Source organism: Victivallis sp. Marseille-Q1083 (genome assembly GCF_903645315.1).
Lineage (GTDB): Bacteria > Verrucomicrobiota > Lentisphaeria > Victivallales > Victivallaceae > UMGS1518.
In genome coordinates this window covers 584,369-600,099 of the sequence record NZ_CAHJXL010000001.1, presented here as the reverse complement: position 1 = coordinate 600,099, position 15,731 = coordinate 584,369, and the positions used below count along the sequence as shown (strand labels likewise).

At 60.4% G+C, this 15,731-nt stretch carries 15 protein-coding genes; 7 read left to right on the top strand and 8 right to left on the bottom strand.

The window, feature by feature from the left end; all coding sequences use genetic code 11:
* Window positions 1–103: 103 nt before the first annotated feature.
* The 3 genes from HWX74_RS02370 to HWX74_RS02360 are packed head-to-tail and all read left to right on the top strand — an operon-like array spanning window position 104 to window position 2,425.
* On the top strand, window positions 104–1,135 hold the full coding sequence (locus HWX74_RS02370) for a bifunctional heptose 7-phosphate kinase/heptose 1-phosphate adenyltransferase (protein ID WP_176012015.1): 1,032 nt from the start codon (window positions 104–106) through the stop codon (window positions 1,133–1,135).
* A gap of 4 nt (window positions 1,136–1,139) precedes the next feature.
* Window positions 1,140–1,970: a 16S rRNA (adenine(1518)-N(6)/adenine(1519)-N(6))-dimethyltransferase RsmA gene (gene rsmA / locus HWX74_RS02365; RefSeq protein ID WP_176012014.1), complete on the top strand. Its 831-nt coding sequence runs from the start codon at window positions 1,140–1,142 to the stop codon at window positions 1,968–1,970.
* Window positions 1,967–2,425 carry a hypothetical protein gene (locus HWX74_RS02360; protein ID WP_176012013.1) on the top strand — a complete coding sequence of 153 codons (459 nt, stop codon included), beginning with the start codon at window positions 1,967–1,969 and terminating at the stop codon, window positions 2,423–2,425. Before rsmA ends, HWX74_RS02360 begins: the two co-directional genes overlap by 4 nt.
* A 129-nt stretch (window positions 2,426–2,554) precedes the next feature.
* Here the strand turns inward: HWX74_RS02360 and HWX74_RS02355 are convergent, their stop codons facing one another.
* The gene (locus tag HWX74_RS02355) at window positions 2,555–4,108 is read right to left on the bottom strand and encodes a glycosyl hydrolase family 28-related protein (protein WP_176012012.1); all 1,554 of its coding nucleotides are present in this window, start codon (window positions 4,106–4,108) and stop codon (window positions 2,555–2,557) included.
* A 43-nt stretch (window positions 4,109–4,151) separates the two neighbouring features.
* On the bottom strand, window positions 4,152–4,820 hold the full coding sequence (locus HWX74_RS20410) for a type II secretion system protein (RefSeq protein ID WP_176012011.1): 669 nt from the start codon (window positions 4,818–4,820) through the stop codon (window positions 4,152–4,154).
* A 357-nt stretch (window positions 4,821–5,177) separates the two neighbouring features.
* Between HWX74_RS20410 and HWX74_RS02345 the strand changes: the two genes are divergently transcribed.
* Both HWX74_RS02345 and HWX74_RS02340 read left to right on the top strand, forming a co-directional pair.
* Window positions 5,178–5,501 (top strand): hypothetical protein, encoded by a 324-nt coding sequence (locus HWX74_RS02345; protein WP_176012010.1) that lies wholly within the window; start codon window positions 5,178–5,180, stop codon window positions 5,499–5,501.
* Window positions 5,502–5,639: 138 nt separating this feature from the next.
* The gene (locus tag HWX74_RS02340) at window positions 5,640–6,560 is read left to right on the top strand and encodes an AraC family transcriptional regulator (protein ID WP_176012009.1); all 921 of its coding nucleotides are present in this window, start codon (window positions 5,640–5,642) and stop codon (window positions 6,558–6,560) included.
* A gap of 3 nt (window positions 6,561–6,563) precedes the next feature.
* Here HWX74_RS02340 and HWX74_RS02335 read toward each other — a convergent pair whose 3' ends face one another.
* Window positions 6,564–7,433, bottom strand: coding sequence for a glycoside hydrolase family 43 protein (locus HWX74_RS02335; RefSeq protein ID WP_176012008.1), 870 nt, complete (start codon window positions 7,431–7,433; stop codon window positions 6,564–6,566).
* 351 nt (window positions 7,434–7,784) lie between these two features.
* On the opposite strand from HWX74_RS02335, the gene HWX74_RS02330 reads away from it, so the two are divergent.
* Window positions 7,785–8,789 (top strand): phosphodiester glycosidase family protein, encoded by a 1,005-nt coding sequence (locus HWX74_RS02330; protein WP_176012007.1) that lies wholly within the window; start codon window positions 7,785–7,787, stop codon window positions 8,787–8,789.
* 179 nt (window positions 8,790–8,968) lie between these two features.
* On the opposite strand, the gene HWX74_RS02325 is transcribed toward HWX74_RS02330, so the two are convergent.
* A complete protein-coding gene (locus HWX74_RS02325) occupies window positions 8,969–9,862 on the bottom strand; it encodes a helix-turn-helix domain-containing protein (RefSeq protein ID WP_176012006.1) in 894 nt (297 codons plus the stop codon).
* A gap of 141 nt (window positions 9,863–10,003) precedes the next feature.
* On the opposite strand from HWX74_RS02325, the gene HWX74_RS02320 reads away from it, so the two are divergent.
* Window positions 10,004–11,947 carry a DUF2961 domain-containing protein gene (locus tag HWX74_RS02320; RefSeq protein ID WP_176012005.1) on the top strand — a complete coding sequence of 648 codons (1,944 nt, stop codon included), beginning with the start codon at window positions 10,004–10,006 and terminating at the stop codon, window positions 11,945–11,947.
* 14 nt (window positions 11,948–11,961) lie between these two features.
* Here the strand turns inward: HWX74_RS02320 and HWX74_RS02315 are convergent, their stop codons facing one another.
* The 4 genes from HWX74_RS02315 to lnt are packed head-to-tail and all read right to left on the bottom strand — an operon-like array spanning window position 11,962 to window position 15,722.
* Window positions 11,962–12,594, bottom strand: coding sequence for an HAD family hydrolase (locus HWX74_RS02315; RefSeq protein ID WP_176012004.1), 633 nt, complete (start codon window positions 12,592–12,594; stop codon window positions 11,962–11,964).
* Complete coding sequence (locus tag HWX74_RS02310; RefSeq protein ID WP_176012003.1) at window positions 12,591–13,472, bottom strand: DUF89 domain-containing protein; 882 nt, start codon at window positions 13,470–13,472, stop codon at window positions 12,591–12,593. The genes HWX74_RS02315 and HWX74_RS02310 overlap by 4 nt, the downstream gene beginning before the upstream one ends.
* Entirely contained in the window at window positions 13,469–13,969 is a 501-nt protein-coding gene (locus tag HWX74_RS02305; protein ID WP_176012002.1) for an HIT domain-containing protein, read from the bottom strand. The genes HWX74_RS02310 and HWX74_RS02305 overlap by 4 nt, the downstream gene beginning before the upstream one ends.
* A complete protein-coding gene (gene lnt, locus HWX74_RS02300; protein WP_176012001.1) occupies window positions 13,962–15,722 on the bottom strand; it encodes an apolipoprotein N-acyltransferase in 1,761 nt (586 codons plus the stop codon). The genes HWX74_RS02305 and lnt overlap by 8 nt, the downstream gene beginning before the upstream one ends.
* Window positions 15,723–15,731: the final 9 nt, after the last annotated feature.

Sequence of the window (15,731 nt, the reverse complement as noted above, 5' to 3'; positions counted from 1 at the left end):
TCTTCCGGAATATAGCGCGCTTTGACAATAAATGCAACTTGTAGATTCCGCCGGGTCAGGTATATTATGGGACGAAAGAAGCAAAGAAACGGATTTCTTGAATATGCTGATCGAAATAGAAGAAAAAAACGAGTTGATCGAGATCATTCGACGTTTTTCCGGTCGGAAAGTCGCCGTGATCGGCGATCTGATGCTGGATGTCTACGTCTGGGGCAAGGTGGACCGGATTTCGCCGGAAGCGCCGGTCCCGGTCGTCCAGGTCGGCCGCCGCAGCCAGTGCCTGGGCGGCGCCGCCAACGTGATGCGCAACGTGGTGACGCTGGGCGGCACGGTATTCGCGCTCGGGGTGGTCGGCGACGATTACAGTGGCCGGGAACTGGGCAAACTGCTGCAGGAGTACGGCATCGATGCCTCCGGCGTCATGGTCGACCCGGAGCGGCCGACGACCCAGAAGCAGCGGGTGATGGCCGGCTCGCAGCAACTGTTGCGCATCGATTACGAGGAGTTGGCGCCGGTGAGCGAGCCGATCCGCCGGGCGCTGGTCGAACGCCTGCGCCGGTTGTTGCAGACCGAAGCGCTGGATGCGGTCGTCATCGAGGATTACGCCAAGGGGCTGTTTTCCGAAGCGATGGCCCAGGAGATCGTCGACCTGGCCAATTGTTACGGCGTCATGGTGACGCTGGACCCGAATCCGCGCAATCCGATGTGTCTGCACGGCCTGACGATCATGAAGCCGAACCGCAATGAAGCATATGCGATGGCCGGGATGAATTTGCCGGCCCGGCTGCCGCCGCCGGCGGAAGACGTCGAATTGCGCGACGTCGCCCGCAGGCTGCGCGGTTGCTGGCAGGTGAAATACCTGCTGATTTCGCTGGCGGCCCAGGGGATGGCGCTTTTCATGGACGGGGATGATTATGCGTTGATTCCGACCCGGGCGCGGGAAGTCTACGATGTTTCCGGCGCCGGCGACACGGTGATCGCCGCCTGTACGCTGGCGCTGGCTGCCGGCGGCGCGGCGGTCGAAGCGGCGGCGATTGCCAACCATGCGGCCGGCATCGTCGTCGGCAAGCTGGGGACGGTGACGGTGACGGCGCAGGAGGTGATCGACAGCATCGAAACGGCGCTGGGCGGTTGAGTGTATGAATAAACAGGAGTTGATGGACTGTCTGGCGCGCTGCGGCATGCACCCGGGCAAAGTGCTGGGACAGAATTTTCTGCTGGATGGCAATCTGCTGGATTATATCGTCCGTACCGCCGCGCCGCCGCCCGGCGAAGTGGTGCTGGAAGTCGGGCCGGGATTCGGCGCCTTGACGGCGAAACTGCTGGCCGCCGGGGTCGAACTTTATTCGATTGAATTCGACCACCGCATCTGTGAGTTTCTGCGGACCGGCTTGGCGGCACCGAATTTCCACCTGATTGAGGGGGATGCCTGCCGGGTCGATTTGCGGCGGATATTGCCGCCGGAACGGGAATTCCGGGCGATCGCCAATCTGCCTTATGCGATCAGCAGTGTTTTCATCACCCGGCTGCTGGATTTGGAACGGCCGCCGGAACTGATGATATTCATGCTGCAGAAGGAGATGGGACAGCGGCTGGCGGCGCCGGCCGGGACGAAAAATTACGGCGCGTTGAGTGTCCGGACCCAGTTGCTGTATGATGTGAAGATGTTGCGGATTGTGTCGCCCCGGGTGTTTTATCCGCCGCCGGGCGTTGATTCGGCGCTGGTCTGCTTCGAGCGGAAAAAGGCGTTGCCGGACCTGGCGTTGCGCCGCCGGCTCGGCGCGGTCGCCCGGACCGCTTTTGCGCAGCGCCGCAAGCAATTGCAAAAAGTATTGTGCGGCAATTTTCCGTCTGAACAGGTCAAGGCGGCTTTTCAGGTGCTCGGTTTGAAACCGGAAGTGCGTCCGGAGGCGTTGCCGGTCGAAACGTTTGCCGCGTTGGCGGCGCAGTTGAGCGAGGTGAGAAAATGAAGTTGTGTAAAGTCGTACTGCCGGTCGTCCCGTTGTTGGTGTTGACCGGCTGCACCTGTATTCCGGACGGTCCGGCGCCGGTCGGACAGATTGTTGAAATATCGCCGGCGGCCGCCAAAAACCTGCGCGGCGCCCGCGAACAGTTGATCGCCGGGTTGAGCACCTATTGTCTGATGAACACCGCGCGGGGCGAAAAAATCGCGCTGCCGGCCGGCGTCACCATTTACAGCGATCCGGCCCAGGCGGAAGCGCTCAGAGTGCTGGAGAGCGTCGCCCGGACGGCGGCGCTGGCGATGCCGTGGGCGGAGAAGGCGGCGGATTACGAGTTATTCTCCAGTTTCGAAAATGCCGACGGCTCGCTGGTCTGGGTGATGAATCTGATCAAAACGGCGGATGGTTCGCTGGTCTGGAGCGACCGGATCGTCATCGACAATGAATCGGCCGCCGGGCGTTGAGTTGGAGAAGCGTCGGAGTGCCCCTGAAGCCGGATAAGGCTTTGGGGCATTTTTTCCGTCTCCGGCTTGCTGCATGGTCGCGGAAAACCGGGGGAGAACCTCCAAAACAGCCGCCCGCAGGTATGGCGTTCATTGGCTTGGCGTCCCGCCAAACAGATCCGGTGTTTTGGCCGCGGCCGGCTGGCTGCCGGCCGGAGAGGCGGCGGCGGTTGAGGTGGTGAATACCGGTCCGGCGAAAGTGATGCCCCGGGTATCGAACAATTGATAGGACAGGAGCCCTTCCGACGGCGTCAGCTTCAGGTTCGGAGCTGCGAAATCGGCTTTGATGACATTGCCGGTGATCCGGCCGCCGTCGACTTCGAGAGACTGGTGGCGGTAGAGCTGAATTTCGCAGTCGGACAGGCCGCCGATGTGGTCGCCGCGGCTGCTGATCAGCGGATGCGGCCGGTCATCGGCCGAATTGTAACTTTTGGCGGTGATCCGGCTGTTGCGGATGGCGGCGACGTTCCCGGTGGTGCCGTTCAGCTCGATCCAGGACAAATCGGCGGCATTCACCCGCCAGGCCGTGAAGTGCAGGTTCATATCTTCAACGATGCCCTGAACGTTGAGCAGTCGGCGGTAGCCTTCCAGGTGCCCGGTCAGATTGAAACGGTGAACCATGCCGATCACTTTGACTGCAAAGGGATAGGAGTTTTCATCGCCGTCCCAGCGGTTGAAATAGACGTCATTGACGCTCAAGCCGGCCAGGTTGGCCACCGTCAGCGCCGGACCGTGGCGGCCGATCAACGAGGAGGCGCCGTCGATGGCGATCTGTGAAGTCGACGTGTATTCCGTGAAGAATTTCGTAGCGGCCGATTGAATGTTGTAGAGGTCGGTGGCGGTCATGACGACGGCGTTGTCGGCGATGACGACGATATTGTTTGCCCGCCATAATTCGGTGGCGATGAGGTAGATTCCGATGGTGCCGACGCCGTGGTTGGCTTCCGGAAGGGGAGGCAGTTGAATGGTCAGGTCGCGGAGCTGGCTGAATTCGACGAATTTATTGTTCTCGCTGCGGGCGAACAGGATGCCGGTGGTCGACGCGGTCGGTCCGTCGCCCTGGATGGTCAGGGATTCGATGGTGATATTCGGTGAGCCGGTGACGTCGAGCAGGACGCCGCCGGTCTGGGCCAGCAGTTTGCAGTTGCTGTTCAGCCCGTTGCCGGCGCCGGAAATGGTCAGCGGCGGGCTGTTCAAATCAGTGCCGTTCAGGGTGCGGGTGACCAGGTAGCGTCCCGGCGGGACGGCAACGCGTCTGGTTCCCGACCGGATGGCGGCCTGCAGCGCCGCGGAGTCGTCGTGCCGGCCGTCGCCGCGGGCTCCCCACCATTGCGGATAGACTTCCAGCTGGGAGGATTCGCTGAAATTGACCTGTCCGTCGTCGAAGTTTTCGAAAATCCGGCCCGGCGGCGCCTGGATCGCTCCCCGGACGAGCAGGGCCCCTTCCGCCTGGCGAATGAGTTTGCCGTTATTTTGAAAATTGACGGTTACGCCGGCTGGAATGGTGACGGCGGCGGCCACTTCCATCGGCTGGTCGATGACGATGACCGTTGCCGGGCTGGCAGATTCCAGGAATGCCGCAAAATCGCCGGCGGCCAGACAAAGGCCGGCAAGTATGCCGAAGAGAGTGCAAAAGTATTTCATGTCGAATGAATTTCTGAATATGATTTTTTAATCTGGAAACTGATCAATAGGCCGGATTGTTGATCAGAACCGGAATCATCCGGCCGCTGCCGTCGCTGCAGACGATGTTGGTGCCGGAGGAATGGGCCGGATGACCGCCGTTATGCATTTGAACCGTACTTTCGCCGCTGCCCGGAAAGCAGTCGGTGAACAGCACATTGTCGGGTTCATGACCCCACCACTTCAATTCCCCCCAGAGCGTTTGGTCGGCGGTGGAGAGCAGACCCGGCTGGTTGCGCTGGGAACCGAACAGACTGGCGTCATATTTGAGGCCGAAATAGTAGTAGCCGATGAAACCGGTCTTATCGAATACATTGGCCGGAGACAGGTCGCTGCCGACGACGGATTTGGCCCAGTCGTTCAAGGCATGGTTCATCGAGACCGGACAATAGAACACTTCTTTGCTGCCGCCGGCGTAATCCACGGTATTCCGCGACAAATCCCATTGATTGGAGTAGTAACTCCAGGTGGCCTGTGGAAAATATTCATTGTTGTCGCCGGCGTACATGATGCTGGCCAGCCCCAGTTGTTTGAGATTGCCCAGGCATTTGATGTTGATGGCCTTCTGCTTCGCCTTGGATAAGGCCGGCAGCAGCATGCTGGCAAGAATGGCGATAATTGCGATCACGACCAGCAGTTCGATCAATGTGAATTTCCCGGATAGCTTCTGCATTTTGATGACTCCTGATAAAGTTGTTTTGTGCAATCAAAATTTTGAGAATGAACCAAGGTTCTCATATCATAAAGTATAGGGCAAAAGTGGAAAAAAGTCAACAGTACAAGAATAATAAAAATAGCAAATAGTTTAATATAATTGATCATTCCGTCGCCGCTGGCTTCAAGGCGGATGATTTTCGCTAATATCTGCTTTTTACCGGGAAAAAAGTTGCTGCCGGATGGACAAAGCGGTATTTCGAGATTAGTGTTATGAACTGGCGCTTCCTCTGGAAGCGTTTGGCCGGATCAACCGGAAGAGGCATTCAGCCTGTCTCTGGCCGGTACGCCAACAATCGTATATGAGAGGTGGATCATGCGAAAAACGTCGAGTCGGCGGGTATGGGGAATGCCTTTTTATGACATTGCGTTGGTTCCGTGCCCGGAACGGAACCAACGCCGCGGCGAAGCGAGAGGGGTTATTGCGATCGGCGATCTGGCCGTCGGCGTGATTGCGATCGGTGGAATCTGCCGTGGCGTGATTGCGATCGGCGGTCTTGCTTTGGGCGTCGTGTCGTTGGGTGGATTGGGATGCGGACTGGTTTGTCTGGGCGGTCTGGCGGTCGGTTTGCTGGGCGCCGCCGGAGGGCTGGCGGTCAGTTTGTGTTTTGCCCGCGGCGCCGTTGCGCTTGCTTTATAATGCGCCGGGCGCCCTGACTTATATGCTGTTTCAGTCGTTGTAACGAATGCCGGGGCGCGGTTTTTTAGTAATGCGCTTGCCGGAAATGTGTGACGCAGCCAGTCGCGGTCGAAGACCTTACCGGCAAGGGAGGAAATGATGGGCGGTTATTTCTTACCGGTCCGCTGGCCGGAAAATTGTTATATCGGATTGAATGAACCGATGCTGCCGGTGCCGGACAATATCCTGTTGTGGACCCGGGAGCATTTTGCGCCGGAAGAGTGCCGCATGTGGCGGCATCATCGTTTTCTGCTGCTGCTGAGCCATGCCGGAGAAGCGGATGTCGTCATCGACGGCCGGCAATGTGAATTCGGCGGCGGGAGCGCCCTGCTGGTTTTTCCGTTCCAGAACCATGAATTCCGGATTCATTCCGATGCAATCCAATGGACCATCATCACCTTTGCGCTGCCGGACAATTGTGGACTGGAGGGATTGCGCAACGATTGCCGGGAATTTGCGGAGCCGTTGCAGGAGCAGTGTGCCGAACTGAGCCGGTTGTTTCTGCAGTTGGCAGGCGCCTCCGGCCCGGCTCCGGCCGACTTGCGGCTGCAGCGGGATGAATTCCGGTTGCGGCTGGGATTGTTTCTGGTCCGGCTCGGCCAGGCGCCGTCGCTGTATCGGAACGTCACGGCCGGTTCGGCGCCGGAATCCCATAAGGCGTTTATGCTGGACCGGGTGCACGAGTGTATCTTTCAACAGCAGAAGTATCTGTTGAGCAACGAGGAACTGGCCGCCGCCATCGGCACCTCGGTCAGCACGCTGCGCCGGGCGGTCAAACGGGAAGCCGGGATGCCGTTGGCCGAATATCTGCGCTATCTGCGTTTGAATTACGCCTGCGGTTTGCTCCGTGACCGCCGGCATTCGGTCGCCGAAGCGGCGGCGCTCTGCGGATACAGTTCCATTTATGCGTTCAGTTTTGCCTTCAAGCATTATTTCGGCTTTGCGCCGAGCATGTATTGCAGGGAAAGAACGCCGCCGGCGTCCGGCGGCAGTTCTGCCGATTCGGCGCCGCGGAAATGACCGTCACGGTTGACCGGTCAATTTATCGAGCGGCAGCGGAAAGATCAGCAGCCGTTCCTGCGGCGGTGTATTCGGCGAATGAATCGCCACCTGCCGGGAGCCGTCCGCCGTCCGGAAAATCATGCCGTGACCGCCATTTCCGGCATAGAGCGGTTCGGCATGCTGCCGCCACGGCCCGGTGATCGAACCGTCGGCGGATTCGGCGATGCCCATCGCATAGCCTTCGTCGCCGAAACTGGACCAGAGCATGAAAAGTCTGCCGTCGGCTTCGATGAGAAACGGGCCGTCGGTGACGAAAACCTGATTTTGCTGGGCCCGGGCCCACGGAGCCTCCGAAGCGTGGAACAGCGTAATTGGTTCGCCCGCCGCGCTGCGCAGGTCGTCGGTCAGCGGCATGGCGCAGATGGCGCCGTCGGTGATTTGCAGCCATTCGTGGCAGAAGACGATCCAGGGCGTGCCGTCTTTCGCCCGATACAGCGTGCCGTCCAGACATTCCCAGTCCGCCGGCGTCACCGGTCCGTCGCTCCAGGGGCGGTACGGTCCTTCCGGCCAATCGGCGATCAGCACTTGCGTTCCCCGGCGGCGTTCGGGAGACTTGAAGGTGGCGAACATATAATATTTTCCGCGATAAGGATACACTTCCGGCGCCCAGTAGTCCTGCGTCGCCCAGAAATCCGCATCCGGCCGGAAGGCCGGCGCCGGACCGTTCCAGTGAGTCAGGTCGCTGCTGCGGTAGCAGTCGAAGCCGACTTTGCATTTCGGGTCGTGCTGTTTGACGTCATTGGTCCCGAACAGATAATAACAATTTTCATCCGGCACGAACAGGAGAAAGGGATCGCGGATACGCAGTTCCCCGGTTGTTGAAGTCGACATTGCTGATAAATTCCTTCTGGGTTCCGGTTGTGGAGATTCGGGCGGGCAGGCGCAGCCGGCAAGCAGTGCCACGAGGACGGCAAGCACGCCTGCCGAAATCGGACCGGTGGGTTTTAACATCGGATCGGTTCCTTTCACGGTAAAATGGTTTTGCACTGCCGGGGGCAGATGAGTAAATATAGAAGCATCAAGACAATTTTTCCCGTTTGAAATGATGAAATCCGGTTGCAATGATGATTTTTTTGTCACTTTTTTCCGTCGGTTACGGAAATTGGCAGCTTGAAAAAAACGCCCGGCGCATTCATGTTATCTGTTATCGGCGATCCCCGGGGACGGGGCGGAGAAACAGGAATGAAAACAATGGGAAGCAGACAGAAAATGAAATGGTTGAAAGCATGGTTGGGTAGTTTGAGGTTGCCGGTCGCCGTATGGCTGGCGGTCGGCTGCATGGCGTTGACGGCGGCGGTTTCCGCTGCGCCGTTCGAAGGCTCCTTCGATTGGAGTACCGCCGAAGAAATTTATCCCGGCATCCGTCACGCCGCACTGACGTTCACCGGACCGCGGCCGTTGAAAGTCAATGCCGTCGAGATTGATCTGACCAACCCGGATTTCCGGTTCCACACCACGCCGCGCGACGAGGACTGGGGCAAGCCGATGCCGGATTTTCCGTCGAAGACCATCCGGACCCGGCGGCAGACGACGCGGAAATACATCGCCCAGGCACGGCAGGCGCCGGAGCAGGGCGGCTATGGGATTCCGGTCGTGCTGGCGATCAACGCCGCGCCGTGGACACCGTGGGAGTCGCCGTTCAATCACCGTTACGCCGACACGATGGGACTGGCCGTTTCCGACGGCGTGGTGGTCTGCGAAACCAACGGTTCGTTTCCGTCCTTCATCGTCAACAAGGACCGCTCGGTCGATATCCGGCTGGTGGCGCCCGGCGATGATTTGTCGGACATCCAGATGGCGGTTTCCGGCTTCGGCATTATCCTGAAAGATGGCGAGGTGTATGGCGACGACAGTTACCATCCCCGGACGATTTTCGGACTTTCCGGGGATAAGAGCAAACTTTATCTGATGACGGTCGACGGACGCCAGAAGGGTTACAGCGAGGGGATCAATACCGGAGAGGGCGCGCTGCTGATGAAATTTTTCGGCGCCGAGGATGCGATCAATATGGACGGCGGCGGTTCGACGACGCTGGCGGTCTACGATGCCGAAACCGATTCCAGCAAAGTGCTGAACCATCAGGAAGGCGGCTGGGAACGTCCGGTCGGCAACAACGTCGGCATTTATTATGCCGAAGAGCCGGCGATGACGGTGGAGGCGACCGTGGTGGCGGAGGAGACGAAGTAACGGTCGCCAGATGCGAGGTTTTTCAGCAATCGCCCGCCGGTGTCAACGGGCGAAGCAATCCTCTTGAAAGTACCGGAATGCCGCCGCTTCCGGTTGAATCAGGTCCGGGTATGACTTGGAACGAACGGCCCTTTCCGCCTCCGGCGCGGATTGGCCCGGCGGGCGGCGCGGACCGCGTTTTATACTTCGGAAGTGAAAACGGAAGCAGACCGGCTGCCGAGCGCGTTCAGTTGCCGGCGGCAGGCGAGACGATAGGCGTTGGGCGTGATTCCGAATGATTTTTTGAAGCTTTTGCAGAAGTGGAAAAGATCCGGATATCCAGCCAGCGGGGCGATCTCGCCGATCGGCCGGTCGCTGCGGATCAGCAGTTCCTGGGCGCGTTTCATCCTGATTTGTCTGACGTATGCCATCGGTGCCAGGCCGGTGGCATTTTTGAATACGTAGTGGAATCTGGTTTCGGACAGCGAGGCCAGGCGCGCCAGTTCCCGGCGGGAGATCGCCCGGCATAGATTGGCCTGGATATAACGCAGCACCCCATCCAGTTCCGACAATTCCCGCAGCCGGTTCTCAAGTTGCGGCTGCGGCGGCGAAATTGCCAGCAATTGCAGCAGCAGTTCGGCCGCCAGCTGCCAGCCGCGGGCGGCCCGGCTGAACCAGCCGGCGGCGGCGGCCGGGACGGCCAGATTGCGATGCAGCGTTTCGATCAGCCGCCCCAGTTGCCCGGCGGCTTCTCCGCCGACGTGAAACGGCACCTGAAAAAATTGCAGCAGATCGCACCCGTGGAAGAGATTGAATTGAATATGGGCGAAATGCAGGATGCCGGGTTCCGGCATTGCCACGGTGTGCGGAATGCCTCTGGGGACCAGCAGCGCTTCGCCCGGGGCGATTTTCAGCCGCCGGCCGTCGGAAAGGCGGCAGAAATAGTTGCCGCTGAGCGGGCAGACGATGACCAGGAAGGGGAAAAGCCGTTCGGGCAGTTCCGGATGGCAGACCGGTTGGAACGCGGCTCCGGCGTCATATTCCCAGTGCAGTGACTTCAGCAGTAAATCCGGCAGGTTCAGCATCGGTTCCATCGGGGGAATTCTTTCTGTTTTTTATAAGAACAGTATAAAAGTACAAAAATACAGTACGATATCCCATACCGTAAAATCGTTGTTTACGCTATACTATTACTACGGAATTACAAAAAGCAAAGCGGTTGACGGGAGGAAACCATGAATCTGTTCGGTAAATTTTTATTCGCAGCGGCGGCGATGCCGCTGGCGGTCGCCGCCGAAACGGCGCCGGAAAACTATCGGGGCGAACAATCGCTGATCGACTGCCGGTATCTGCCGTTCCGCCGGACGCCGGGAGTGCGGACGCATTATGAGGGCAGCATCGACAAACGCGGCGGCAACGCCGACTGGGACTGGCATCTTTACCAGGATGAGAACGGCGAGTGGGTGATTTTCGATGTTGACGGTCCCGGCTGTTTGTATAATTTTGTCCAGCACCGTTATCCGACCAGTCCGGAACCGGTGTTCCGCTTTTATTTCGACGGCGAAAAGGAACCGGCTTTCGTCATCAGGCAATCTGAATTCGGCAAAAAATTTCCTTTTGTGCCGCCGTTGGCCGATGTTTTTGTCGGTCCGGAAGACGGCGGCCGGGGACCGATCTGGGTGGTCCGTTCTTTTGTCCCGATGGCGTTTGCCCGCTCCTGCCGGATCACTTCTTCAGTCAAGCTGGAAGGCAATGACAAAGCGGCCGGCGGCGGTGGCTGGGGACATGTCATGTATCAAAGCTATCCGGATGCCGCTGGGGTGGCCACCTTTCGCGGTAGCGGGAAATGCGAGGCGGTCCTGGAGGCCTGGCGGCGATCGGCCGGGCCCTGGCGCGACGGAGATTGCGAAACGGTTACGGCCGCCGGCGAAGTACCCGGCCATGCCCGGCAGACCATTCTCGAACAGGCCGGGCCGGGAGCGATTGCCGCCATCGCGTTCCGCATTCCCGGCCTGACTCCGGCAATGCGTCATTCGCTGCGGGTGCGGCTTTATTGGGAGAACGAGCCGGAGCCGGCGGTTGATTTGCCGTTCGGGGCATTTTTCGGCAACGAACTGGGATATCACGATATCGAACTGCCTTTGCTGGGCTCGACGGTTGACGGCAGATTCTACAACCGGTTCCCGATGCCGTTCTGGCAATATGCCCGGCTGGATCTGGTCAATACCGCCGAGATGGCGGTTGCTTTTGAGGCTGAAGTGAAGATCGTGCCGCCGGCGGTATTCTCCTATCCGGCCGAACAGGCGATGCATTTCAGGGCATCGGCATATTATCCGGCGCAGACTCAGGTGCTGGGCGACGATTCGGTCATCGCCGTCGTCCGCGGTTCCGGCCATCTGGCGGCGGCGGTGGTCACCTGTCCCGGCGACGGATTCTGCGAAGGCGATGTCCGGGTCTATTTCGACGATTTCCGGACCCCGCAGATCGAAAGCGACGGCTCCGAAAGTTATGTCTGTTACGGCTGGGGATTCGTCGCGCCGCCGCAGCAGAATCCGGTCACCGCTTACGACGGCACCGGCAATGACCGCTGGAACATGGTTCGCCTGACCTTTCCGGATGCTTACTGTTTTCATACCAAACTGCGGTTCGGCATCGAGGACCGCTACGGCGCCAATACAACAGTCAGTACCCATTCCGGCGCATTGCTCTATTACGGGGAACACGAACCGGATATGGTCGAAACCGACGGTTTTGTGCCCGGCGACGGCAGCCATGCCTATCGCGTTGCCGACAGCGCCGAAACATTGGAGGTCACTTCTTCCTTCGAAGGGGATGCCTGGGATGTGCCGTTTACTTTTCGGGGGTTCGGAAATTTTGAGCGGAGCGAGTTCTGCGTCCGGGTTCTGCCGGGCAACCGCGGCGTGATCCTGCGCCGGGTGTCCGACCAGCGAACCGGCCGGCAGGCGGCGGAAATTTATGTGGACGGGGTGAAGGTGAAGGAACGCCTCTGGTATTTTGCCGACCGCAATCCGTTCTGCCGGTTGCTGGAGGATGAATTCGTCGTGCCGGCCGCTTATACGGCCGGCAAGGCGCAACTGAAAATTACCGTCCGTCCGGTCGACCGCGGTGCCGGCCGGAGTTGGAACGAGCTGGAATACCGCGTGTTTTCACTGCTTTAGCGATCGGCGCAATTTTACGCCAGCAGATAATTCCGCAGCCCGGCGACGGTCGAAAACAAGGCCAGCGGCTGCTGGCGCTGCAATTCCTGAATGTCGGCGGTGGTTGCCCAGGCGGCGGCCAGGGTTTCGACGCCGACTTCCCGGGCGGCCTGAATGTCGCTGGCGGAGTCGCCGACGTAAAGCGCTTCCTGCGGAGTCAAGGCCAATTCGGCCAGAACCGCCCGGATGCACTGCGGCTTGACCGGCCCGGCGGGACTGCCGGTCTGAATGCGGTCGAAACAATCGGCAATGCCGTAGTATTCCAGCGAAATCCGGCAGCTGGACGCTCCTTTGCCGGTGACCAGCGCCGTCAGTATCCCCCGCAGCCGCAACTCGTGCAGCAGCTCGACGATGCCGGGAAACGGGGCCGGGCACAGGCCGTGCAGCTCCCGGTAGGCTTTCAAATAAGCGGCGATGCCGCGCTCGCAGGCGTGCGGCGCCAACTGCCGGATCGTTCCTTCTTCGCTGGGGCCGAAGGTCGCAATGATTTCCTGATCGGAAACCGTCCGTCCGGCCAGCGGTTCGATCGCTTGCCGGAACCCGGCGATGCACAGTCTGAGCGTGTCGGCGATGGTCCCGTCGAAGTCGAATAAAATGCCTTTGATCATGAGGCGGTTTCCCTGCCGGTTGGAAGGTTGCGGTGTTTCAGGCAGAGCGATCCGAACGGCACCCCCGTCTCGGCGGCGATCACCGGACATTTGATCCGCAGCAGGTAAAAGATCGGCCGGTCGTATTCGCCGAGTGATTCGAAGTTGCCCTGTCCTTTGGCGACAACCAGATCGGCGGCGCACATCGCCGCCAGAAAAGCCGGAGCGGAATCGGTGAGCGAGACGCCGGGAATGGCGTCGCCGGTATCGACGAACGGATAGGCGCCCAACCCGGAATCGGCCAGCTCGCGCGGAGTGATGTCGTTCAGGATCGGCCCGCCGCGCACGCCGAGGGTGATTTTATCGGCGAACCGCTCGATCAGCAGTTGGTCGAAAACCGCTTCGCCGCAGTTGTCCAGCAGGTAGAAGACGGTATGCGCCGCGCTCATCGCCGCTTCCAGTTCGTCGATCGCCGTTTGCTCCAGCGGCATATGCGGCACCGCGGCCATCGCCGCCTGAACGGTGTCCAGCGAAAAATTGGCGTCGGCGCCGTAGTCGATGATGTTGCCGCCGATGACCAGTTTGACGATGGCGCCGAATTGCGCTGCCGGCGGCAGCGCGTTGATCAACTCCCGGCAATGCGGCAGCAGGCGCAACGCCAGTTGAGTCGAATGATCCTTTTCGGTGCGGAACAGATCGGCGGTGCCGGAAATCCGGTGCAGGGCTTTGTGCAGCCGTCCGGCGTATTCCGGCGGCGTGGCGTTCCAGTCCAACTTGGCCGCTTCCTTCAGGATCGCTTCCGCATAACGCTCCCGCTCCCGGGGCTGAAACGACGGGTGTTCCGTCAGCCGGACCGCATGGCAGAGGACGCAGGACAAACAGCCGACTTTCAGCTTCATGGGCGTTGGCTCCAATGCTGCCGGACCAGCTCCGCCGTCGCGGTCAGCGCTTCGGGAATGCAGCGGGTGTCGGCCAGCACCGGCATGAAATTGGTGTCGCCGTTCCAGCGCGGCACGATGTGCAGATGCAGATGGTCGGCGACGCCGGCGCCGGCCGCTTTGCCGAGGTTGAAGCCGACGTTGAACGCTTCCGGTTTCAACAGCTCCTGCAGGACAGTCTTGGCCTCGACGCAGAGGTCCATCAGTTCGTAACGTTCCGCTTTTTCCAGTTCGGCGATATCGCCGACATGGCGGTAAGGCGCGACCAGCAGGTGGCCGGAATTGTACGGATAACGGTTCAGGATGGCGAAGGCGGTCTGACCGCGGTGGACGATCAATTCCTCTTCCGGCGATGCCGGATTGGGGTGACGGTTGTCGCAGAGAAAACAACGGTTTTCCTTCGGGCCGCGGATGAACGCGATGCGCCACGGCGCCCACAATGGACGGTTTTCAGTCATGGGAACTGGACTCCTCCGGGGTAAAAGGTTTGAGCAGAGCTTTTTTTCTGGCGAGAAAGAGGCCGAAACAGACCGCAAACGCCGCACCGGCCAGCAGATAGCAGCCGCCGATGAACCACGGTCCGAACCGGGTGTAAAAGGTCGGCGGCGGATTCAGCGGCACTTCGACGCTGAGCACCCCGCAGGCGCGGCCCCGTCGCACCGGATCGGCCTCGCCCGCCGCATCGCTGAACAAGCCGTCGCTGATTTTGCCGTTCGGCAGAATGATGCAGCTGGCGGAATTGTTGCCGCAGCGCGCCATCGGCAGCCCGGTCTCGACGGCCCGGAACACGGCGTTGGCCAGGTGCTGCTCCGGTTCGGAACTGGTCGGATACCAGGCGTCATTGGTGATGACCAGCAGCAGATTGGCGCCGAGTTCCGCTTCCCGGCGGGCGATATAGGGGAAAACGTCTTCGTAACAGATGCTCATGCCGAGTTTGATCTCCTCCCGCTGCGGCAGAGCCAGCGGCGAAAAATCGGTGCCGGCGGTCAGGTCGCGATTCATGTCGATGAGCCGGATCGCCCAGTCGGGCAGCCAGCGCCGGAACGGGACATATTCGCCGAACGGCACCGGATTGATTTTATCGTAACGGTCGACGATTTCGGGCGCGGTGTCCAGCAGCAGCGCCGTGTTGTACACCTCGATTTCGCCGCTATCCGGCCGTGGCCGATAGTCGACGCTGCCGAGCAGCATCGGTACCCGATAATCCAGAATCAGTTGCGCCACGCGCGCCCGGTAGCTTTCACACAGCGGGTGGGCGGCCATCAGCGGAAACGGCACGGCGGTTTCCGGCCAGATCAGCAGATCCGGCCGCAACGGCGCCACTTTGCGGGAGAGCTCCATATAGACGTCGAGCGCTTCCTGCGCTTCGGCATCGGAGGCGGAACGGCGCTGGGAGATGTCGCCCTGGAGCAGGCCGAGCCGCACCGTGGCGGTAGCGCCGTCCCGGGCCGCCCGGCTGCGGTCGAGCGCGACGCCGAAAAGCAGCGCGAGCATCAGCAGCACCAGCGCGGTCAGGAACGGCCACGGGCGCGGATAGCGGCCGGAACCGTACAGGCGCAGGCCGTTGCGGACAGCCAGCGCGATGGAGATGTTCAGGAAGACGATTAGAAAGGTGACGCCATAGGTGCCGGTGACCGAACAGATCTGGATCAGCGACAGATTTTGCCATTGGGTGGCGGACAAATAGTTCCACGGCAGCGGCCCGGAGCGCAAATGCTCGATGATGCAGTACAGCGCGCTGACCGCCACGGTGAAAAAGAGTTCGCGCCACGGCTGGTTGCGGGCGAATTTCCTGACCGCTTCCGCGCCGGCCAGTTGGATGTCGAGCGGGATCAGCAGCCAGCGGTGGAGCACGGCGAAGCCGAGCGCCCACACCGCCAGATACAGCCCGAGAACCGGCGCCATCAGGTACGGCAGCACCGGATTGATTTCCCGCAGCCAGTAGAACGAGGGAAACGCCCAGCCCAGCCCGTAGCAGAAGCCGCCGGCCAGCGCCGGCAGCTTGGCGCGTCCGAGCAGCAGATAGCCGGGCAGGATCAGCGCGACGAAGGCGACGGCATGCCAGTTCAACGGCGGCAGCGCGGTGCTCATCAGCCAGCCGGAACCGAACATCAGCAGCAGATAACCGAAAAATCGACGCTTGGACAACAGGTATTTTTCATTCGGAACGCCGGCGTTTCCCGGCGTTGCCACTACGGGGTCAGTTTCCATTGTTTCTCC